This window comes from Nitrincola iocasae, from assembly GCF_008727795.1.
Lineage (GTDB): Bacteria > Pseudomonadota > Gammaproteobacteria > Pseudomonadales > Balneatricaceae > Nitrincola > Nitrincola iocasae.
In genome coordinates, this window is the sequence record NZ_CP044222.1 from 3,332,292 (window position 1) to 3,354,095 (window position 21,804).

Annotated in this window: 17 protein-coding genes; 5 read left to right on the forward strand and 12 right to left on the reverse strand. The window is 49.9% G+C overall.

The window, feature by feature from the left end; all coding sequences use genetic code 11:
- The first annotated feature begins 19 nt into the window (after positions 1-19).
- Entirely contained in the window at positions 20-1,120 is a 1,101-nt protein-coding gene (locus tag F5I99_RS15365; protein ID WP_151057501.1) for an imelysin family protein, read from the forward strand.
- Positions 1,110-2,222, forward strand: coding sequence for a DUF1513 domain-containing protein (locus F5I99_RS15370; protein ID WP_151057503.1), 1,113 nt, complete (start codon positions 1,110-1,112; stop codon positions 2,220-2,222). The genes F5I99_RS15365 and F5I99_RS15370 overlap by 11 nt, the downstream gene beginning before the upstream one ends.
- A gap of 62 nt (positions 2,223-2,284) precedes the next feature.
- On the opposite strand, the gene F5I99_RS15375 is transcribed toward F5I99_RS15370, so the two are convergent.
- Both F5I99_RS15375 and F5I99_RS15380 read right to left on the reverse strand, forming a co-directional pair.
- A complete protein-coding gene (locus F5I99_RS15375) occupies positions 2,285-5,983 on the reverse strand; it encodes a sensor domain-containing protein (protein WP_191905869.1) in 3,699 nt (1,232 codons plus the stop codon).
- 51 nt (positions 5,984-6,034) lie between these two features.
- Positions 6,035-7,639: a response regulator gene (locus F5I99_RS15380; protein WP_225307435.1), complete on the reverse strand. Its 1,605-nt coding sequence runs from the start codon at positions 7,637-7,639 to the stop codon at positions 6,035-6,037.
- A 256-nt stretch (positions 7,640-7,895) separates the two neighbouring features.
- Between F5I99_RS15380 and F5I99_RS15385 the strand changes: the two genes are divergently transcribed.
- Both F5I99_RS15385 and F5I99_RS15390 read left to right on the forward strand, forming a co-directional pair.
- Positions 7,896-9,236 (forward strand): NAD(P)/FAD-dependent oxidoreductase, encoded by a 1,341-nt coding sequence (locus tag F5I99_RS15385; RefSeq protein ID WP_151057507.1) that lies wholly within the window; start codon positions 7,896-7,898, stop codon positions 9,234-9,236.
- Between the two features lie 11 nt (positions 9,237-9,247).
- The gene (locus F5I99_RS15390; protein WP_151057509.1) at positions 9,248-9,583 is read left to right on the forward strand and encodes a hypothetical protein; all 336 of its coding nucleotides are present in this window, start codon (positions 9,248-9,250) and stop codon (positions 9,581-9,583) included.
- Between the two features lie 50 nt (positions 9,584-9,633).
- On the opposite strand, the gene F5I99_RS15395 is transcribed toward F5I99_RS15390, so the two are convergent.
- The gene (locus F5I99_RS15395) at positions 9,634-9,846 is read right to left on the reverse strand and encodes a hypothetical protein (protein WP_151057511.1); all 213 of its coding nucleotides are present in this window, start codon (positions 9,844-9,846) and stop codon (positions 9,634-9,636) included.
- 201 nt (positions 9,847-10,047) lie between these two features.
- On the opposite strand from F5I99_RS15395, the gene F5I99_RS15400 reads away from it, so the two are divergent.
- Positions 10,048-11,916 (forward strand): diguanylate cyclase, encoded by a 1,869-nt coding sequence (locus F5I99_RS15400; protein WP_151057513.1) that lies wholly within the window; start codon positions 10,048-10,050, stop codon positions 11,914-11,916.
- A 177-nt stretch (positions 11,917-12,093) separates the two neighbouring features.
- Here the strand turns inward: F5I99_RS15400 and fadA are convergent, their stop codons facing one another.
- The 9 genes from fadA to F5I99_RS15445 all read right to left on the reverse strand — a co-directional run bounded on the left by fadA (position 12,094) and on the right by F5I99_RS15445 (position 21,799).
- On the reverse strand, positions 12,094-13,272 hold the full coding sequence (gene fadA / locus F5I99_RS15405; protein WP_151057515.1) for an acetyl-CoA C-acyltransferase FadA: 1,179 nt from the start codon (positions 13,270-13,272) through the stop codon (positions 12,094-12,096).
- A gap of 13 nt (positions 13,273-13,285) precedes the next feature.
- On the reverse strand, positions 13,286-15,436 hold the full coding sequence (fadB, locus tag F5I99_RS15410) for a fatty acid oxidation complex subunit alpha FadB (RefSeq protein ID WP_151057517.1): 2,151 nt from the start codon (positions 15,434-15,436) through the stop codon (positions 13,286-13,288).
- 15 nt (positions 15,437-15,451) lie between these two features.
- Complete coding sequence (locus F5I99_RS15415) at positions 15,452-16,381, reverse strand: electron transfer flavoprotein subunit alpha/FixB family protein (protein ID WP_151057519.1); 930 nt, start codon at positions 16,379-16,381, stop codon at positions 15,452-15,454.
- Positions 16,378-17,130 (reverse strand): electron transfer flavoprotein subunit beta/FixA family protein, encoded by a 753-nt coding sequence (locus F5I99_RS15420; protein WP_151057521.1) that lies wholly within the window; start codon positions 17,128-17,130, stop codon positions 16,378-16,380. The genes F5I99_RS15415 and F5I99_RS15420 overlap by 4 nt, the downstream gene beginning before the upstream one ends.
- A gap of 119 nt (positions 17,131-17,249) precedes the next feature.
- A complete protein-coding gene (locus F5I99_RS15425) occupies positions 17,250-18,008 on the reverse strand; it encodes an enoyl-CoA hydratase-related protein (protein ID WP_151057523.1) in 759 nt (252 codons plus the stop codon).
- On the reverse strand, positions 18,005-18,994 hold the full coding sequence (locus F5I99_RS15430) for an NAD(P)H-dependent flavin oxidoreductase (protein ID WP_151057525.1): 990 nt from the start codon (positions 18,992-18,994) through the stop codon (positions 18,005-18,007). Before F5I99_RS15430 ends, F5I99_RS15425 begins: the two co-directional genes overlap by 4 nt.
- A gap of 30 nt (positions 18,995-19,024) precedes the next feature.
- Complete coding sequence (locus tag F5I99_RS15435; protein WP_151057527.1) at positions 19,025-19,579, reverse strand: DUF2889 domain-containing protein; 555 nt, start codon at positions 19,577-19,579, stop codon at positions 19,025-19,027.
- A gap of 31 nt (positions 19,580-19,610) precedes the next feature.
- On the reverse strand, positions 19,611-21,275 hold the full coding sequence (locus F5I99_RS15440; RefSeq protein ID WP_151057529.1) for an AMP-binding protein: 1,665 nt from the start codon (positions 21,273-21,275) through the stop codon (positions 19,611-19,613).
- Between the two features lie 98 nt (positions 21,276-21,373).
- Positions 21,374-21,799 carry an SCP2 sterol-binding domain-containing protein gene (locus F5I99_RS15445; RefSeq protein ID WP_225307436.1) on the reverse strand — a complete coding sequence of 142 codons (426 nt, stop codon included), beginning with the start codon at positions 21,797-21,799 and terminating at the stop codon, positions 21,374-21,376.
- Positions 21,800-21,804: the final 5 nt, after the last annotated feature.

The window sequence follows — 21,804 nt, forward strand, 5'->3', positions numbered from 1 at the left end:
TAATTGAAGAGCACCCGCTATGAATGCAGTCGATACACTAGGATCAAGTCAACGCTTCCGCTGGGTACTGGCGATCAGTTGCTTACTCATCGCCAACCTGGCACTGGCAGATGCTCCAACTGAGCAGGATTGGCAGCAGCTGAACAGCGCGATTATTGACCAACAGGTCATACCCGGTTACCAGCAGTTAGCAAACAGCACGGCTCGACTTGCTGCAGATACTGAACAGTTATGCCTGCAGCCCGATGATCAGCAATTACAAACCACTCAAGCCAGTTACCGCCAGGCGATGCATGACTGGCAAAGCATCAAACACATTAACTTTGGCCCAGTGACACTGCTCATGCGTAACTTTGCTCTGCAGTACTGGCCCGACAAGCGTAACACGGGTAGTTCACAACTGAGAGAGGCCTTGGCCGACCCTTCAACTGACTATAATGCTGAATTCTTCAGCCATGCCAGCATCAGTGTTAAAGGTTTCCCGGCTCTCGAGCGCATATTATTTAATGACACCGGCATAGAGACGTTGTCAGGCATGAGTGCTGAATGCCGCTTGGCGCAAGGTATTGCCAGCCACGTGCATCAAATGGCTGTTGAAATTCATTCTGAATGGTCCACTATGCGCGAGCGCATGCTCGGTGCCGGCGACAATAACTATTTTGACCTGCATGCTGATGCGGCCACCTTACTAATGAAGTCACTGGCCGAATCCCCTGAAGCCCTGCGTGATAATAAAATTTTAGCGCCTTTGGGTGACAGTTATGACCGTGTGCGCTGGCAGCGCAGTGAGTCCTGGCGCAGCGAACAATCCATCGGTAATTTACGTGCCAACCTGGACGCACTGCATGCACTCTACAGTGGCTCACAACCCATCAGTGTCAAAGAGCTGTTGGTTAAGGCCGATGAGCCCGCACTTGCAGATACACTGGAGCAACAATTCATCGCGCTAAAAGCACAACTGGATAGTCTGGATGAAGTTAAGCAAAACAACGTATCTGAGAGGCAATATCAACAGTTATCAGATGTAGCTGATGGATTAAAACAATTGCACACAGATCTAAATACAGCCATGTATACACTCAATATTCAACTGGGGTTTAACAGTAGAGATGGCGATTAACAGACGACATTTTTTAGGCTGGCTTACCGCCACACCGGTTATACTGGCGAACTTTGCAAGTCAGGCCTCCGCCGCCGCTGAACCACTATACGCCTCTGCCAGCCAAGGACAGGATGGCCAATACTACTTGCATCTATTCAATTTGCAGGCTGGTGAACTGATGCGCCACCCCTTGCCGGAGCGAGCGCACCAGATCGCTACACACCCTGAGTATCCCTGGCTATTTGCTGTTGCCAGGCGCCCAGGCCAATTCCTGGACGTTATTGACTACCAGCAACAAAAACGGGTCAAACAAATCCGCTGCGACGCCGACTCACAGCTTTGTGGTCATGCCCAGATCAGCACAGATGGACAATGGTTACTCACCACTGAGCAATCCATGCACAGTGAATTCGGTGAAATAGTGGTTCGTGCCATTGACCAGGATTTTAACATCGTTGCACGTCTATCCACCTACGGTATAGGTCCACATGAGCTACGTATCGGCACAGATCAACAAACTCTGATTATCGCCAATGGTGGCATTCAAACAGATGGGCGGGTCAAGCTGAACATTGACAGTATGGACCCTTCGCTCGCCTATGTTGACATGCACACCGGCGAATGCCTGGAGCAAGTACGCTTAGCCAGCAAGTTTCATCAATCCGGTATTCGACATATCGATCTATCCGCATCCGGTCAGGTTATCATGGCAATGCAATATGAAGGACATCCGGCTGACCGTGTCCCGTTGTTTGCCAGTCATCGACGAGGACAACCAATACAGCCGCTAGCGCTTCCAGATGAAGTGCACAGTCAGTTACAACAATATGGTGGTAGTGCCTGCTTTGACGCATCAGGAAACTATGCAGCCGTTTCGGCACCGAGGGGCAACCTGATTACCCTGTGGGATATGCAGACAGGTCAATTTATAAAAGCACTACCAGTGCAGGACGGTTGTGGACTGGCCAAAACTCATCAAGCAGCTGAGTTTCTGGTCAGTAATGGATTAGGACGCTTATACCGGCTGAATGCGCAAACCCTGCAACGACAGCTAATCAGTGAATCCACACATTTTTCAGTTCATTGGGACAATCATCTTGCCAATCTTGCCGTCAGCTAAGCGCTATTTGTGAACTCACTGTGAACTACTTACCTGGCTGCAGCATCGCGCAACAGCCAGCGTTAACTCGCCAGGAACAAAGCTTCAAACTCAGACGCTGGAACTGCGGGACTTTTCAGATAGCCCTGATAATAATCACAGCCCAGATCCCGCAGCAATGCCAGTTGGGCTGTAGTTTCAACCCCTTCGGCCAGCACTTTCAAACCCAGTGTATGGCCCATAACAATTACCGCCGCAGCGATCTCCCGATCATCGGCACTATTCTCAAGATCTTCGATAAAACTTTTATCTATTTTCAGCACATCCAGAGGGAAGGTTTTCAGATAAGCCAGCGAAGAATAACCCGTACCAAAGTCATCTATCGCCAGTGAAACACCCATGGATTGCAAGGCTTCAAAAACCTGCTCAGCTTCATCTTCACGGCGCATCAGTGCACTTTCCGTCAGCTCTACTTCAAGGCCACTGGCTGGAAAGTCATACTTATCCAATAGTTTTTTGATCATACATACAACATCGCCATGGCGTAACTGATAAGACGACAGATTGACGGCCAGCATCAGTGACGGGTAGCCCTTGTCCAACCAAGTCCTGCCCACTTTACAGACCTCTTCCATTACCCATTCACCTATAGGATGGATCAAACCACTCTGCTCAGCTACAGGGATAAAATCCATCGGAGATACATAGCCTTGCAGTGGGTCTTTCCAACGCAGCAACGCTTCCGCCCCCATCAGTTGGCCTGTCTGTATATTAATTTGTGGCTGATAAAAAACTTCCAGTTGACCTTCTGTGATCGCGGATCGTAACCGCGCTTCAATGTTTAGCCGGGCCAATGCCGCTCGCGTCAATTCATTGGAATAGAAACGCAGTTGCTCACGTCCGGCTTCTTTAGCTTTATACAAAGCGGCATCGGCCTGTCGCATCAACTCTTCTGCATTGTCATCCGCTTCTGTCAGGCGCGCTATTCCAACACAGGCTCCAATACGTATTTCCATCCCCTGAGGCAACTGAATCGGTGTACGCAAGGCTTCGATCAACGTTTCAGCCAAGGCTTCCAAGCCGGGACGATCACGTTCGATCAACAGACCAAACTCATCACCACCAAATCGTGCCAGCAAGCCATCTTTCGGACACACCTTACGTAATAGCTCCGCCACTTGGCAGAGCAACTGGTCACCGGTTCGGTGGCCAAAGCTATCATTCACATCTTTAAAGCGATCAAGATCCAGCATTAACAAGGCAGTGTGTACGTTACCCCGTGTTTCGATACTGGTCAGGATATCAACACGATTTGGCAAACTGGTAAGTGAATCATGACGCGCAAGGAACTCAATGCGCTGCTGGATCGTTTTACGCGACGTAATATCGGTCACCACACCTTCAATTACCTGCACGTCACCCTCAGCGTTATAAAATACTGTCGTATGATCTTCAACCCATAACACCTGAGCGTCTGCCTTAACAATACGATACTCTTGAACATACTCTTCACGCTGCTGGGAAAGGTAGCGGGTGACTTCATCATCCAGCCACAGGTGATCATCAGGATGTACTATGTCCTTGTAATCAATAGTGCCTTGCAGAAACTCGTTAGCGCTATAACCCCAACGGCTAACATTCTGAGACACATAGGTCACTGGCCAGCCAGGTTTATTTTCCCAGCGAAACAACACAACGGGGCTTGCTTCAACTACCTGCACAGCCGCCTTCAGTGCCTCTTCCTGTTCAATAAAGCGGATGGCATAACCTATATCACCCGCCATTTCTGACAGGGTTTCCATAATATCATGGCTAAAAAACCCCGCATCATCAGCATATAAATTGAGCAAGGCAATCACCTTGCCATCTCCTTGCACAGGAAAACAAGCATACGCGGATTGATCAGGGGCATGATTAAGAATAACCGGTTGTGCAGTTTCAAAAACCTGTCGCAGCGGACCTGTTTCAGGCATAGGCTGAACTTCACCATTCAGCAAGGGTTGCAGATCATCCGACTGCTGACCAAACGCTTCCAGTAATCTAACGCCCTTAGCACCAATCTCTCCAATCCAGGCATAATTCATTTTCCCATTCACAACGGCTATCCGACAGACTTCTGCAAAAAGCTCAGACAAGTGTGTGCAGCGAATGATGGCCTGATTGGTTTCTGATAGCGTATTGTAAAGGTCACGTTGATGAAGTATGTCGGCTTCATAACGTTTTTGATCGGAAACATCCTGAATAGTGGCAATTGAATGCTGTAATTTTCCATCCTCAGTTCTTACAGAACAAACATTCATCAAAGCGGTAAAGACCACACCCGATTTTCGAACAAACTGTTTTTCCAAAGTGTAGCTGTCAATCACACCCGATAGCATGCGCTCGAAGGCCTGCTGATCTGCCTGTAAATCATCTGGATGCGTCACGGCTTGCCAGGTCAGCTCTTTTAGTTCCTGCTCTTTATAACCCAATAAACGACAAAGCTCAGGATTAAAACGCATCCACCGTCCAGTTTCCGGATCAGTGATGGCCATGCCGACAAAAGGTAATTCAAAGAACTTGAGTAGTAATTTATCTTTTTCTGCCGCCTGCATTTCATAGGCGGTCTGTTGAAGTCGGCGATTCTGCTGCCACACCAGACGTAAAGCAAACGCTACGCTAATCATGGTTGCCAACGCCAACAGCCCGAGCCAGGCAGCCATCATATACACGGGTGACAACACTTCCTGGCGATGCTGTTGCGCAACCAGTATCCAGCCATATTGAACAGGCCTGTGCGCAGCGATGACCGCTTGTTTATGATAGCTATGTGTTTCAAAACCTCCACCCTGGTTTGCAGGCGCCGCTTTATAGTCATCAAGCACAGACAAAACCGGCAAGTCAGCATGGCGTACAGGGCTTAGCAGGCGTGCATTGGTATTCTGCAATGGCTGCAGTAGAAATAATTCTGCCGTATGGCTCGCTATTGGCCAGTTGGAAATCTGTGGAAACAAGCGTGTTTCAGGATCAACTCTCATCTCCAGCAAAGCAACTACCTGAGTAGAATCACCTGGCTTAATAATCGGCACTATCCAGGACAGGCTTAAGCCATCATCTAACTCAACTAACCCGGTAAATACAGGTTGCGCCTGGTTAATGGCCTGTTGTTTAAAGGAATCAAGCTCAGAGATCGATTGGAATTCGCCGCTGTAAAGCGTTGATGAGCCCTGCAAGGATTGTAGATAAGCGCCATCAAACTGATCATATCTATGCAGGTACTGCAAATAGTCTGACAGGTATTCAACAGCACCAGGGTCTTCGTTTTCCAGCCAGGCTTCTACCCAGTTGGCCAGCGCCTGGTCATCACCTACCCTATCGGCTTGTGCTGCCTGCTTGGCTAGCCACTCGTTAAGCTGTTCTGATTTCATCGCTGCAATCATTTGTACATTGACGGCGGCTCTATCCAACGCCTGAGGTACTGCAATACGCAGCAGACTCAAGGCAATCAGCGGCACCAGCAAAGCCATGCCGCAGAATACAAATACCAGGCCTTTTGAATCCTGCCTCTTTTCCTCTTTTTCAACCGGGTTGCGAACCCAGATTCGGAGCACCAAGTAGAGCAGGATCGATGTAGTTGTAACAAATAGAATCCCTTTATAGGTGCTCAGGGAAACCAGAGAGGTCGTATCAGAAACCAGCAACCCCAATAAATAGTCTGAGGTCAAAATCCAAAGCATTGCAAATAGAAAATACGCGAGGGCTACTTTTTCTGCACGAAATCGGCTGATATTACTCACAACCATAGTATCTTTATATCCTTTAAGTAATATCCGCATTGTGGAGAGGTTTGAACGTTAACGCAATAAAACCCCCAATGAGCCTCTGGGAAGCTGATCAAGCGACAGTTTGAGATACGAAAAAAGTTCATGCTGACGAATTTTTGCTATCTCACTTAACTGAGCACGAATACTCAGTTTTATAAAGCGTCTTACCATAGTCAAACGTTCATCACGCCGATCAGATTGATCTCGCGCGACTTCCAGATAAAGCTGGGCCTGATTCAGGATTGCCGAACCGCTTGTCGGGTTGTATTCAATTGCCATGTTCAGGCAGCGCATCGCCTGTCCATATTTACCCGCCATATAGTGACGTATTGCCATACGGTTCATCTTGTCACTCAAGGCTTCATCATAGGGCAAACGTGCTCTGACCTGTGTCTGTTCAGGCCTTTCGTCGAGCATTGGCACCGGATCACCAGACAATACCAGGGTCTCACGCCCGATATCGATGGGATCCGACAACTGGGCGTTGCGCTTTTCAGCTTCTCGTCTGAGGCCATCTGATTTAACCCGCTTACCAAGATCACCATAAACCAGCGATTTAACCAGTAAGGATTTAACTTTCAGCTGCTCATCTTTTGGAAAGGAAAATTCAGCATGATTCAAGATAGCATCCAGATCATTATGCAGCTCAATCTGACGATCTTCACTGGCATCCTGCATCTCTAATCGGCGAATATTCGCCAGACGCAGATAAGGTTCTGGTGAACGGTAGCAACTGGAACGCCCGAGAACGATAGAGCGCTTATAAGCTCCTTCGGCCAGCCCCAAAGCTTTGGTCTGAGTAGCAATGCGTCCGAGCTCCATCTGCCTTGGAATACCCAAAGGTGACTTACGGCTGGCCTCATGTAACACATCCCGTGCTTGTTCCATGTCGCCATGCATCTCGTAGGCTTGTGCAAGCAAATCTAACGCTGGCACCAGCAAGGGATGGTTTTCAATTAGCTCATGCAACTGCTGAATCGCCTCTTCCGGCTGCTTCAGTGCCAGCAATGCCTGAGCAACCAACAACCCAGTATCTTTATCTGCTGTCTGCCAAAAACGTTCCTGCAACAAGGCCAAAGCCTCAGTCGGCTTATTTAACGACAACAGCAAGCGACCTTTATAGCGCTGGGCAAAGTCGTAGCTGAGATCGGTTACTGAAATGGTGTCACAGGCATGTACGGCTGCCTCAAGATCACCCTGTTCAACAGCCTGGTCGACATCATGCAGCACCTGCTTACGCACGATCAGAGCATCGATACGGGTCTTAAGCTCTTCTACTGTAAAAGGTTTGGTCAGTAAGTAATCCGGATTACTATCAATGGCATGCAAAATAACCTGTTGAGAAGAATCACTGGTCATGAAGATCCAACCACTGGTCGGGCGCATAAAATTACGATAGCGTGCTTCTTCAAGCAACTGAATGCCGGTGATTTTATCACTGGCATTATGTCCCAACAGGATAATGTCGAAATTTTCTTGCTGTATCAGCTCCAGCACTCGTTGACTGACAGTGATGGGTTTAATGTTGACGACACCCAGCTGCCGTAACATCTGAACGATCGTGGCACGCATATTGCCACTACTTTCGATGAGTAAAACATGCTTGTCTGAATAAGTGATTCTTCTTGGGTTCACGCGTGCTTGAGTCCAGTTCGCCGCCAGCCTGATGATACCACTAGTATAACGATAGTTTTCAATTCATGACCAGTAATGTGTGAAAAGCCAGGTTTGAATAGTAATCGCCCCCTCTTATTCATATAAAGCATAAGCACATTATACATTAGTTATATTTACTTTAGTGATTCATTAACTATAATGAAATTTGATCAGTAATTCTGACCAGTTGCACGCGCCCACACCGATTACTAGAAGAATGAATTCGGAGCTCAGTATGTCCCATAAGAAGAAACTATCTACGGCTGATGAACGCCGCCGCGACCTGATAAAGCTGGGTCTTGGTGCAACTATTGCAGCCCCCGTCTTGAGTGTCGCGGGTCATGCCAGCGCAGACTCAGTTCGCAGCAATGCTCATATTGTTATCAGTGGTGCTGGTGCCGGAGGCATTTCGATTGCGAACCGACTTGCCCGCAGCTTGCAGGGCGCACGCATTACCATTATAGACTCACGCGAAGCGCACCACTATCAGCCAGGATGGACGTTAATCGCTTCAGGGGTATGGGATAAAAATAAAGCCCTGACAAAAACCGCAGAATGGCTACCATCCAGTGTTAACTGGGTACGTGGGATGGTCACTGAATACAACCCGGACAGTAATGAGGTGAGTGTCAGTAATGGTGAAACCATCAGCTATGATTATTTAATCGTTGCCTGTGGCTTACAACTGCGCTATGAGCGTATCGAAGGCATGGATACTGGCCTGATAGGTCAGGGAAAAGGCATCGGCAGTGTTTATGCAGGAGTTGATGAAGCTGAAGGTACCCGGGATGAAATTAACCAGTGGATTGCCAAGGGTGGCGGCACTGGACTATTTAACCTACCACCTACAGCGTTGAAATGTGCCGGTGCTCCGTTAAAAATGACATTTACGACACTGTCCAGACTGGAAGACTCAGGGCAACGTGATAATTTTAATGTTGAGTTCATGACGCCGTCTGGCAGTTTATTTAGCGTTCCTTTCTACAATGACTTTGTCAAACAACGCTTTACTGAGCAAGACGTAACTCGTCATGATTTCTGGACATTAAAATCAATCGATGCCGATGCGAAAAAAGCCACTTACACAGTGCGTGACGCCGAAGACCAAAGCAAAGATTATGAGTTTATTCATGTCGTCCCGCCCATGACCGCGCCAGATTCATTGCTAAACAGCCCGCTGAAGTTTGCTGACGACTCACCTTTCAGTGACTGGATGGAAGTGGATCGTGAAACCCTGCAGAATCCCAACTATCCCAATGTCTGGGGTATTGGTGATGTCATGGGCATGCCGAGTAACAAAACAGCTGCTAGCGTAAAAATGCAAGCTAACATACTGGAACAGAACTTCCTCGCCTACCTGCAGGACCGCCCCTTGCCTGCTCGCCATAATGGTTATACCTCTTGCCCACTGATCACCAGTATCGGCAAAGCCATGCTGGTTGAATTTGGCTGGGACAGCAAACTGCTCCCAACTTTCTCCTTCATTGATCCAAAAGAAGAATCCTGGACCGTTTGGGTAATGAAAGAGCGCATGTTACGCCCCGCATACTACGCCATGCTTGAAGGCAAAATTTAAGGAGAACACTCATGACACTGACTGGTATTTTAACTGTTTTGTGGTACTCCGCTTTGCCTTGGTTGTGGCTGATTGCGCTGATGCTTGTAGCGTTTTTAGCACCGCAGATCCTTGCACGCATTAAAGGCTACCACTTTGGTGCAAAAGGTGGCATAGGGTCTAAAGTATTGCCACCTATCGTTGCAATTGCCTCTTTGTATTTGCTGCCAATCCATACTCAATCAACCATCAGCTATGTGAATACCTGGGTTGACTGGATGAACTTGATTAGCGCGTCGATTGGACTGGGTATCTATGCCTGGCTGGTTCTCCATCCGATCTGCTATCTGCGTAACCGCAAGGCATAGTTCTAAAATAAAGTCACCAACTAACGGCCTCAAAATGAGGCCGTTTTTGATTACGATACTTCCAGCGCACAGCCATATTCTATACGCATATACCCTTGATGGTGACGGCTGTTTTCGTGTGCCAGCCAGTGCCCGATGAGTATGTCCAGCGGCTGAGGGAAAGATGTTAGATAGTGCGGTGGTAGCTGTATTTTAGTTACCGCTGAGGGTGGGAAAACTTCAGCCAAAGCATGAACGGGTAACAGTAGACTAGTAAAAAACATAGCCCTCAAAATACAAGCAACAAATAAATTACTGATAAAAATCAACTTTAGTGATAGTTTCAAAACAATTACCTATATTTACTATTGATATATCCAGAGCAGTTGGTCCATAGTCTTACAAATCAGTAGTAATTCCAAAAGCACCCGAATTAGCTTTTGCCCAATAACTTACTTTTAACCTGAGATGTTGGTTACCTACACATGCATAAGCTTCAAACCAAAATCATCTTTGCCCTGTCCAGTGTGATGCTACTGTTAACCTTGGTGATCACGGTGGCAAGTCTAGCGTCATTCCGTGACTTTTCCATTCGTGCCGCTACTGAGCATACTCGAACAGCCGCTGAAGTGATCAGGGTTGCACTCACTGAAGCGATGCTGAATGGCACTATTGACAAACGTGACTCATTATTAGGGCGCATTGCCAACGTGAATGGGCTGGATGAGGCCCGTGTCATTCGTGGCCCACAGGTCAAACAGCAGTTCGGAGATGGACTACTGGGGGAGATGACAGCCGATACTACCGATCTCAATGTACTCAGCAGTGGCGAATCAGTTTTTACCCTGAACGGCGGTATTCTCAGCCCCGAGTTTCGTGCAACTATTCCTTATATAGCCACATCTGATGGAGACGTAAACTGCTTGCTTTGCCATAACGTGCCAGAAAATACGGTATTGGGTGCCGTGACACTGACAGCCTCGATTGAACACATGAAGTCAGCCGCCATTATGACGGTCGCATTTTTGGTCATTGCCGTCGGACTTTTTGCTTTTATCTCCATTCTTTATCTGCGACGAATGCTACACCCCCTGGTGACCACCGCAAACGAAATTGAGACAGCCGTAGAAAGTGCCATTGCTGGTGACTTCAGCCATCGTATTGAAAGCCGCACTAATGATGAGATCGGTAAGATTGCTACTCAGTTTAATGCGCTGTCTGAAGGCATTACCAACAAGCTCAGTCTGATTCGTGAAAATGTTGTCCAGCTAGTGCAATCAAAGCCTGACTATCATGGTGGCAACCTACTGACAGAAACCGCGGAAACCGTTTCCGGTCTGGTACGTGTTTCACGCTTCAAGCAGGCCATCGAAGAAGACGAAACTGCCGGTGAAGTTTTTCTACGTATCAGCGAGGTACTGGAGCAGGAATTCAATATCCACACCTTCTCTCTTTATGAGGTGGAACAAAATAAAAAAATGATTCATCCGGTAATGATAGACGGTGTACCAGAAGCGCCGATACACTGGTGTGACCCGGCTATCCATGACCACTGTGTTGGTTGCCGTGCAGTCCGCACCGGCCATCTGATTGATGGATCAGAAAACACTCAAATTTGTCGCTCGTTCAGCATTGATGCCGCGGCCACCAATAAACATTATATCTGCCTGCCGGTGATCGAGAGTGGTAGCGTAGGGAGTGTGGTACAGCTGGTATTCGATGTAGCGGAAGCCCACAAAGTACGTAATCAACGCCCTCTGCTGGAAGCTTATCTACGTGAAGCCGCGCCGGTACTCCAGGCTAAACGTCTCATGGCCAGCCTGCGTGAGTCCAGCCTGAAAGATGCCATGACAGGTCTGCGTAATCGCCGCTTCCTTGAAGAGTATGCCGAGACTCTGATCAGCCAATGCAAACGCCGCTCAGTTCCCATGACCCTGCTGATGATGGATCTGGACTACTTCAAACCCGTCAACGACACCTATGGACACGATGCCGGTGATCAGGTGCTGCGTGAACTTGCTGTAATTCTGCAAGCCAATGTCAGGGAATCAGATCTGGTCGTGCGTTACGGAGGTGAGGAATTTCTTATCGTGTTGCTTGAAACCAATGCCGAACAGGCCATGCCTGTTGCTGAAAAGATCCGGGGGGCAGTGGAAAGTCATAAATTCAAAGTGGGCGGCACCAGCCTCAGTAAAACCATCTCGGCAGGCGTGGCAGACTATCCTAATGATGCTCAGGCGTTCTGGCAGGTACTTAAGTTTGCGGATGTGTCACTTTATGCAGCCAAAGAGGGTGGGCGCAACCAGGTGGTACGTTTCCATAAAGAGCTCTGGTCGGAAGATGCGGATTATTGATAGGCCAGATAGATGATCATATCGCCCGCGGAGCGGGCTCCTACATTGGGGGATGCTCTACGACGCAATTTTTCGCCCGCGGAGCGGGCTCCTACAAAAACCCTGTAGGAGCTCACTCTGTGAGCGATTTGCGCCGCATCTTATTATCGCCCGCGGAGCGGGCTCCTACATCAAGATTTAATCCAACCGCTCGATAATGGTTGAAATACCCTGCCCCATGCCGATACACATGGTTGCCAGACCCAGTCTGCCGCCCTTGTCTTCGAGGATGTTCAACAAGGTGGTGCTGATACGGGTACCGGAACAGCCCAGCGGGTGACCCAGTGCAATCGCGCCACCATTCAGGTTCACCTTGTCATCCATCTGATCCAGCAGTTTCAGGTTTTTCAGTACCGACAAGCCCTGTGCGGCAAAGGCTTCGTTCAGCTCTACATAATCGATATCTTCGATTTTCAGACCAGCCTTTTTCAGCGCTTTCTGGGTGGCAGGCACCGGACCAAAGCCCATGATCGATGGATCGCAGCCAGCGACACCCATGCTGATAATGCGTGCACGTGGTTTCAGACCTAACTCCTGGGCTTTTGCCGCTGACATGATCAGCATTGCTGAAGCACCGTCGGAATAGGCTGATGAGGTCCCTGCGGTGACCGTACCCACTTTCGGTACGAATACCGGCTTGAGCTGGCCCAGGGTTTCCACCGTCGTTTCCGGACGGATGACTTCGTCATAGGTTAACAGGGATTTAAAGCCCTTTTCATCATGCCCTTCGACCGGCAGGATTTCGTTATCAAAGCGGCCTTGCAAGCGGGCTTCATAGGCCAGGCGATGTGAACGGGCGCCCATCTCATCCTGCATTTCACGGGTGATGCCGTTCATTTTACCGAGCATCTCGGCCGTCACCCCCATCAGCATGGCGGCTTTGGCGGCATATTTGGATGCTTGCGGATTGATATCCACACCATGTGCCATATCGACATGCCCCATGTGTTCCACACCGCCGACCAGGTAAATATCACCCTGACCAGACAGGATCGATGCCGCCGCCGTGTGCATCGCCGACATGGAAGAACCACATAAGCGGTTGACCGTTTGCGCCGCAACCGTATGTGGTAAACCGGCAATCACCGCAGCGTTACGGCCAATGTTAAAGCCCTGTTCCAGGGTCTGGTTTACGCAGCCCCAGATAATGTCATCTATATCAGCCGGGTTCAGCGCCGGATTGCGTTTCAGAATACCCTGCATTACCGCCGCAGACAGCGCTTCAGCACGAACATTACGGAAGGAGCCACCTTTGGATCGGCCCATCGGGGTACGTATGGCATCCACGATTACCGCGTCATTAGGTTGTAAAGTCATCAGAATTCCTCCGTTATTCGCCGAAATAGGTTTCGCCGTTCGCAGCCATCTGCTGCATACGTGCGGTTGGCTGGTACAGCGGGCCCAAGTCCGCAAAAGGCGCGGCCATCTCCAGGAAAGCCTGCAAGCCCATCTGATCCAGGTAGTGCAAGGCACCGCCACGGAACGGCGGGAAGCCGATGCCATAAATCAGACCCATATCGGCCTCAGCCGGGGTGGCCACTATGCCATCTTCAAGACAGCGAACTGTTTCGATACACAGAGGAATCATCATCCGGGCGATAATCTCTTCATCGCTAAAGTCACGCGCTGTACCAACAATCCCTTCCAGCAGCGCCGGAACCGATTCATCAATCAGCTTGACCTGCTTGCCGCGACGGTCCAGCTCGTAGCGGTAAAAGCCCTTGTCATTTTTCTGACCATAGCGCTCCAGTTGATACATGCGATCTATGGCATTTTCACCGTCATGCCCCATGCGATCCGGGAAGCCTTCGGCCATAACCGCATCGGCATGATGACCGGTATCGATACCCACTACGTCCAGCAGATACGCTGGCCCCATAGGCCAACCGAATTTTTCCATCACTTTATCTACGCGGGTAAAATCGGCGCCATCACGCAACAGCAGACTGAAACCGGCAAAGTAAGGGAAGAGTACCCGGTTAACCAGGAATCCCGGGCAGTCATTCACCACGATCGGGGTTTTACCCATGGATTTGGCATAGGCCACGGTACGGGCGATCGCCGCTTCAGAGCTTTGCTCACCACGAATGACTTCGACCAGCGGCATGCGGTGCACCGGGTTGAAAAAATGCATGCCACAGAAGTTTTCCGGGCGCTGCAGTGATTTCGCCAGTGCAGTGATTGAGATGGTCGAGGTATTGGAAGTGATAATCGTGTCATCACTGACCTGCTGCTCCACTTCAGCCAGAACCGACGCTTTGATTTTGGCATTTTCCACAACAGCCTCAACCACCAGATCGACACGACCAAAGTCACCATAACTCAGGGTCGGGGTAATCTGTGTCAGCACTTTGGCCATCTTCTGTGCATCCATGCGGCCACGTTTAACCTGACCATTCAGCAGTTTGGTGGCTTCATCAAGACCCAACTGCAGGGCTTTGTCATTGATATCCTTCATCAGGATCGGTACACCCTTGGAGGCCGACTGGTAGGCGACACCGCCGCCCATAATCCCGGCACCCAGCACCGCGGCCAGTTTCACCGGAGTGGTGTCTTTTTCAAAGGCTTTGCTGACTTTTTTAACGTATTGATCTTTGAGGAACAGACCCACCAAGGCTTTGGTCACGCTATTAGTAGCCAGCTTGGCAAAGCCTTTGGCTTCCACCTGAATGGCTTTATCGCGGGTCATATTGGCGCTTTTCTGAATCGAGCTCAGTGCCGCCATAGGCGCCGGATAATGTGGACCGGCTTTGGCACCGATAAAGCCCTTGGCTGACTCGAACGCCATCATCTGCTCAATCTGATTCAGCTTGATCGCCGTGGTCTTTTCGGTACGCCGCGCCTGATAGTCAAATACACCATCTGCCGCTTTAGTCAGCAGATCCAATGCAGCGTCACGCACAGCCTCTGTGGCTACAACCGCATCAACAGCACCGTCTTTCAGTGCTTCTGCAGCGCGCTTTTCCGCACCACCACAGATCCACTCATTGGCATTATCCACACCGATCAGACGTGGCAAGCGTACGGTGCCACCCCAACCCGGGTAGATGCCCAGCTTCACTTCCGGCAAGCCGACCTTAGCCTTGTCACCCATCACCCGGAAATCGGTAGACAGGCAAAGCTCAAAACCACCGCCCAGTGCAATACCATTGATGGCCGTTACTGTCGGGCAGGGCAGGTCTTCAATGGCATTGAAAATTTCATGTAATGACAGCAGATGCTCAACAATGCTCTCTTCCGACTGATCAAACATCTGGCTGAATTCAGTGATGTCCGCACCGACGATAAAGCAGTCTTTGGCACTGCTGAACATAACCCCTTTTACGTCGGTTAAGGCGCGAATGGCATCAACAGCCTCACGCAGCTCATTCAGTGTCAATTGATTGAACTTATTGACACTATCGCCCTGCAAATCAAACACGACCTCAACGAAGCCGCCATCAATCTGGCGCGCCGTAATCGCTTTACCTTGATAAATCATTCCTGCTCTCCTGTATTAGAGGCTTGCTTCCAGTTCGGGAACCGCGTCGAACAGATCGGCGACCAGTCCATAATCAGCCACCTGAAAAATCGGTGCCTCTTCATCTTTATTGATCGCAACGATCACTTTGGAATCTTTCATACCCGCCAGATGCTGAATCGCACCGGAAATACCCACGGCGATATACAGATCCGGTGCCACCATCTTGCCGGTCTGCCCTACCTGCATATCATTCGGCACATAACCCGCATCCACGGCGGCACGGGATGCACCTACTGCAGCACCCAGCTTGTCAGCCACCCGGTAGAGAAGATCAAAGTTCTCACCCTTACCCAGGCCACGACCACCCGACACCACAATGCTTGCCGCGGTAAGCTCCGGACGGTCAGATTCTGCCAGCGCTTCGTGACTAAAGCTGACATCGGTACTTTCAAACACCTTGTCCAGTATCTGTACAGAGGCATTCCCTCCTTCTGACGTGACCGGATCAAAGGCTGTGCCGCGTACCGTCATCACCACAACGGGATCACTGGTTTCAACCGTGGCGATGGCATTACCGGCATAAATGGCCCGCTTAAAGCGTTGTGGTGACTCAACGGCCATCACATCGGTTAACTGGTTGACGCCCAGTAGCGCGGCAACCCGCGGCAGGATATTTTTACCTGTGGTGGTCGAGGCCGCCAGAATATGGCTACAACCCTCGGCCTGATCCAGCAACAACTTGCTGACATTTTCAGCCAACTGATGTGCATAGGCCGGAGCATCGGCACAGAGTACCTGAGTGACGCCTGCCACTTGGGCGGCTTGCTCAGCAACTGAACCGCAGTTGTGGCCCGCCACCAGCAGGGTGATCTCTTTGCCTATCGCCTGAGCGGCGGCCAACACATTTAGCGTCACAGGCTTGAGTGCCTGATTATCATGCTCGGCCAGAATTAAAATACTCATGCAATCACCTTGGCTTCATTACGCAGTTTTTCAACCAGTTCAGCAACAGAACCCACTTTAATACCCGCACTGCGCTGTGCCGGTGGTTCCACCGATACCAGGGTGATATTGGACGCAACTGTAACCCCCAGTGCTTCGGCGGTTTTGACTTCCAGCGGTTTTTTCTTGGCTTTCATAATGTTTGGCAGGGAGGCATAGCGCGGTTCATTCAGGCGTAAATCGGTGGTGACAACGGCTGGCAAGGTGACGTTGAGGGTTTGTAAGCCCCCATCTACTTCACGCGTGACCTGTAGTGTTTTCCCGTCAATCTTCACTTCTGAGGCGAAGGTAGCCTGAGGACGATCAAGCAGGGCGGCCAACATCTGGCCGGTCTGGTTGTTATCCGAATCGATAGCTTGCTTGCCCAGTAAAATCAGATCAGGCTGTTCAGCTTCTGCCACCTTAGCCAGCAAACGTGCCACTGACAGGGCATCAGGAGCCGCCTCGGTATCAATACGCAAGGCACGATCAGCCCCCAACGCCAGGGCGGTTCTAAGCTGTTCTTCACAGGACTTGTTACCGATGGATACCACCAGAATTTCCGTGGCAATCCCTTGTTCTTTAAGGCGTACGGCTTGTTCAACCGCAATTTCACAGAAGGGGTTTAACGCCATTTTGACATTGGCGAGATCGACATCACTGCGGTCTGCTTTAACACGCACCTTGACGTTGTAGTCGATCACGCGCTTTACGGCGACGAGTATTTTCATTATTACTCCTCTGATTGTTATTTTTCTCAAGGGTAACAATATGCGTCAGAGCGCCGCTTTTAACAATAACAAAATCCACCCTGTTATATGACAAAAGCGATCACTCTGAAAAGCCAGGTTTATTTTTTTGGTTTTTGCATAAATGCCATAAACGCCGCACGTGCCTCGTCTGAGTTTAAGCGGGCCGCAAAGGCATCCACTTCAGAGACCAGCACCGACTGTAAACGGTTATCATCATGCTGCTTCAACATCGCCTTGCTCTGCTGTACCGCCTCGATCCCCATACTGGCCAGTGCACATGCTTTATCCATAGCAAAATCGATCACCGAACCTTGATCTACACACTGATTCACCAGCCCGACGTCAACCGCTTGTTCAGTGCCAAACACCTCACCCAGCACCAGTAACTCAAAGGCTTTGCGATGCCCCAGGCTGGATGGCAACAACAGACTGGTGCCACCTTCCGGCACCAGTCCCATGCGGGTGAAGGGTAGTTGAAAGCGCGCACTGCTATCGGCATAAACCAGATCACAATGCAGCAGCATGGAGGTACCTATCCCGATAGCCACGCCGGAAACAGCGGCTATTATCGGTTTTGGGAAAGTCGAAATGCACTGCAAAAAGCCCAGCGGAATACGAATTTTCTCAGGATCACTGATCGCCGCGACAAAGTCATTAATGTCGTTACCGGCGGAAAAATCACTGCCACTGCCACTCAGCACCACCACACGCACGCCAGCATCTTTGGCAGCAGCATTCAGTGCGTCAGTCAGGGCCTGATACATCGCGCCAGTAAGTGCATTTTTTTTACCGGGTCGATTCAGCGTCAGATGTAAAATACCCTGCTGCTGCACTGTTACTATTACGGCATCCGTCATTTCGTTTGCTCCCGATAGGCGCCCGAGAGCTTGGCAAAATGCTCTGTGGCATCCCGATACTCATCCTGCAGACGTTCCACCAACTCAGCCACTGGCGGTGCATCGGCAATCGAACCCACGCCCTGCCCGGCTGACCAGATGCTTTTCCAGGCGCTGGCGCCACCTTCCGGTGCCTGTAACTCTTCCCCCAGATCTACTTTTTTCTTCTCACCGCTGTCCGGGTCCAATCCAGCTTTTGCCAGGCTCGGCTTGAGGAAGTTGGCCCAGATACCGGATATTTTCGGTGTATAAGTAATATCAGCAGCACTGGATTCAACAATCATCTGTTTGTATTCAGGGTTGGCGCGGCTTTCCTGAGTATTGATAAAGCGTGTACCCATGTAGGCCAGGTCAGCACCCATCATCTGCGCAGTTGCGACATCCTGACCCGTCGACATGGAGCCTGACAGGATTAGAGTACCTTGATAAAACTGACGAATTTCAGCCAGCAAGGCAAAGGGGTTCAGAGTACCAGCATGGCCACCGGCACCGTTACACACGGCAATCAAGCCATCAACCCCCGCAGCGGCGGCCTTTTTGGCATGACGTACATTGATCACATCATGGAACACCAGCCCGCCATAACCGTGCACCGCATCGACAAGATCCTTGACCGCCCCCAGGGAGGTAATAATCAGCGGCACTTTATGCTTGATACAAAGCTCCAGATCAGCCTGCACCCGCGGATTGGTGTGATGCACGATCAGGTTAACCCCAAAGGGCGCGGCTTGTTTACCCGTTTCTGCCTCAAAACTATCCAGAGCTTCACGTATCTGCACCAGCCAGGACTCAAAACCCTCACTGCTACGCTCGTTCAGTGCCGGAAATGTCCCGACGATGCCAGCTTTACAGGCCTCAATCACCAGCTCCGGACCTGACACCAAAAACATTGGTGCCGAAATTAAAGGCAAGCGTAATCTGCCCTGAAACGATTCGGGGATACTCATGTTGTTATTCTCCGTGTTAAATGCTGAGCACTAGCCGTTTGGCGGCTCAGCCAGGTAGAGTTCCGGCAGGTATTGCTGCACTGCCGGTGAATTTTGTGCCCAGGTATGGCAGGTATTCAGCAATCCCTTGGCACCCAGTTTAACCATATCCTCATCACCACTGGGCCACAGCGTCTGAATAGCGGTGGTTGTGAGTGGTTTCAGCAATTCATTCAGATGGGTGCAGCCTTGAGTCCCCCCGGTCAGCTCCAGCGCTTTGCGGTGCCAGCCTGAACCTATCCGTGTTCCTTCCAAACGCTTATAGACAGCTACGATACCAGGGCACATCTGGAAGGGTGTGGCATCCATACTGGCCTCAACCTGATGAATTTTCAGACTGCGGTCCAGTGTCAGGCGCATACGGATATCATGAAAATACTCACCGGCGGCGACAAAACCGCCACGTTCAGGGTTGTCCAGTGTCTGGGTCTTTTTATCGGTCATCCGGGCTTCAATATCCCAGAGACCATCCTCCCGCTCATAGCCTTCACACACGATCTGACGACGATGGTGAAGCTTACGGCGAACGGGTTTGGGTAACGGCATGCAATTTCTCCTGAGATCTGTAGAGCAGAAATCAGGCCACCTTGTCAGCGGCCTGCTGCTCTTTAAGCTTACGCCTGAGTACCTTACCCACATTGGTTTTAGGCAGGTCGGCAACGAATTCGATATATTTGGGTATTTTATACCGAGTCAGACGCTCTTTGCTCCAGTCTTTCAGTTCTTTGATATCGGGTATTTCATCTCTGGCGACAGCTATCAGCTTGACCGCCTCACCACTATGTTCATCAGCCACACCTATAGCGGCGCATTCAAGAATTGCAGGATGTGAACAGAACACGTCTTCCACCTCATTCGGGTAGACATTAAAACCTGATACCAGAATCATATCTTTGGCCCGATCCACTATACGCAGATAGCCGCCTGGCTCACGGACGGCCACATCGCCGGTCATAAAATAGCCGTCATCGGTAAAACAGGCTTGAGTTTCGCGTTCACGCTGCCAATACCCCACCATCACCTGTGGCCCTTTAACGCAAAGCTCACCCGGCGTACCTTCCAGAACCGGCTCACCTTCAGGATCAAGAATAGCGACTTCAGTAGCGGCGACAGGTACACCAATGGTACCTAGCTGAATCGCACCAGGACGGTTAATCGACACCACCGGAGAGGTTTCTGTCAGTCCATAACCTTCCATAATTTCGCAGCCAGTTACCTCTTTCCATAAGTCTGCCGCTTTATGGGTTAAGGCACAGCCGCCCGAAATGGTCAGGGTAAACTGACTGAAATCGATAGTGCGGAAACTCGGATGATTGCACATCCCAATAAACAGGGTGTTCAACCCCATAAATGCGGTCATTTGCCATTTTTTCAGTTCTTTGACAAAGCCATCAATATCACGGGGATTAGGGATCAATACACTATGTCCGCCATAACCCATGACTACCAACGAAATGGTAAAGGCATAAATATGATACAGCGGCAAAGGTGCAATGGTGGTCTCAACACAACCCACAGGCGCCTCGTCAAGCACATCCACGCCCTGGAGCATATTTGAAATCAGATTAGCGTGACTGAGCACGGCGCCTTTGGAAAGCCCGGTAGTGCCTCCGGTATACTGCAATACAGCCGTGTCTGAGGGTTTGATGCTAACAGGTTCAGGCTGCTGCCCGATATATTTGAGCAACACTTGACGCAGATGCAGTGCACCTGGGAGATAAAACTCCGGCTCCATCTTTTTCAGATATTTAACCGCTGCATTCAGAAGGTGGCGCTTCACGAACCCATGCAAATCACCTACTTGAGTCAGAAATACTTTCTCTATATTGGTATTAGCCAGAATTTTTTCGGCATTGTGCGCCATACTTTTATGGATCACTAACGCCCGGGCACCCGAGTCAGCAAACTGATGTTGCATTTCACGCGGGCTATACAGCGGATTAGTATTCACAATCACCAGACCCGCTTTTAATGCACCAAACAGCACCACCGGATATTGAATCAGGTTAGGTAACTGAATCGCAATTCTGTCGCCCGGCTTCAGATCAGTTTCGCGCTGCAGATATACGGCAAACGCATTCACAAGTTCGTGTAGTTCGGCATAGTTCAGCGTACGCCCAAAGCTGGTGAAAGCCGGTTTGAGTGCATAGTCTTTGCAGGCACGCTCAAAGACATCAATTATATTGCTGTAACCATAGCGATTGAGGGATTCAGGAATATGACTTCCACGTTGGTTATCCATATCAGGATCCTGATTTTATTTTTATAAATTCAAATATATATAGCTACATTATAGCAGCTGGATGCGCTTGCCATTTGCGCAAACGCATCCTGTAGACATCAACTTGGCGGAAAAATTGAGGTCAACCGTGTAGCCAGCATAATGTCACCATCTGCCTGAATGCGACCGGTCATAAAAGCCTGCATACCATCTGTTTCACCACTCATCACCTCTTCCAGTGTTTGAGCATCCATTGTCAGTGTAACGCTCGGGTCATCATGCTCACCCTGTGCCACCTTACAGCTGCCATTGTCTACACTAACATTCCAGGCCTCACCATCAGTAATCTGATATTGAAATACAGCACTTAGATCCCCCGCTGCACTACTGTTAAAACGTTGCTCCATTGCTGAAAATACTGCATGTAAATCTGCCATAGTCGGGGCCTCTCCTGTTGAGGATTTGGTTTTATAACGCCTGGCATTCAAGCTCAGCGCCGCGGACAGTACACGCTGTCCGGTTTTGGTTCGCAATAATGCTTTCATTTTTT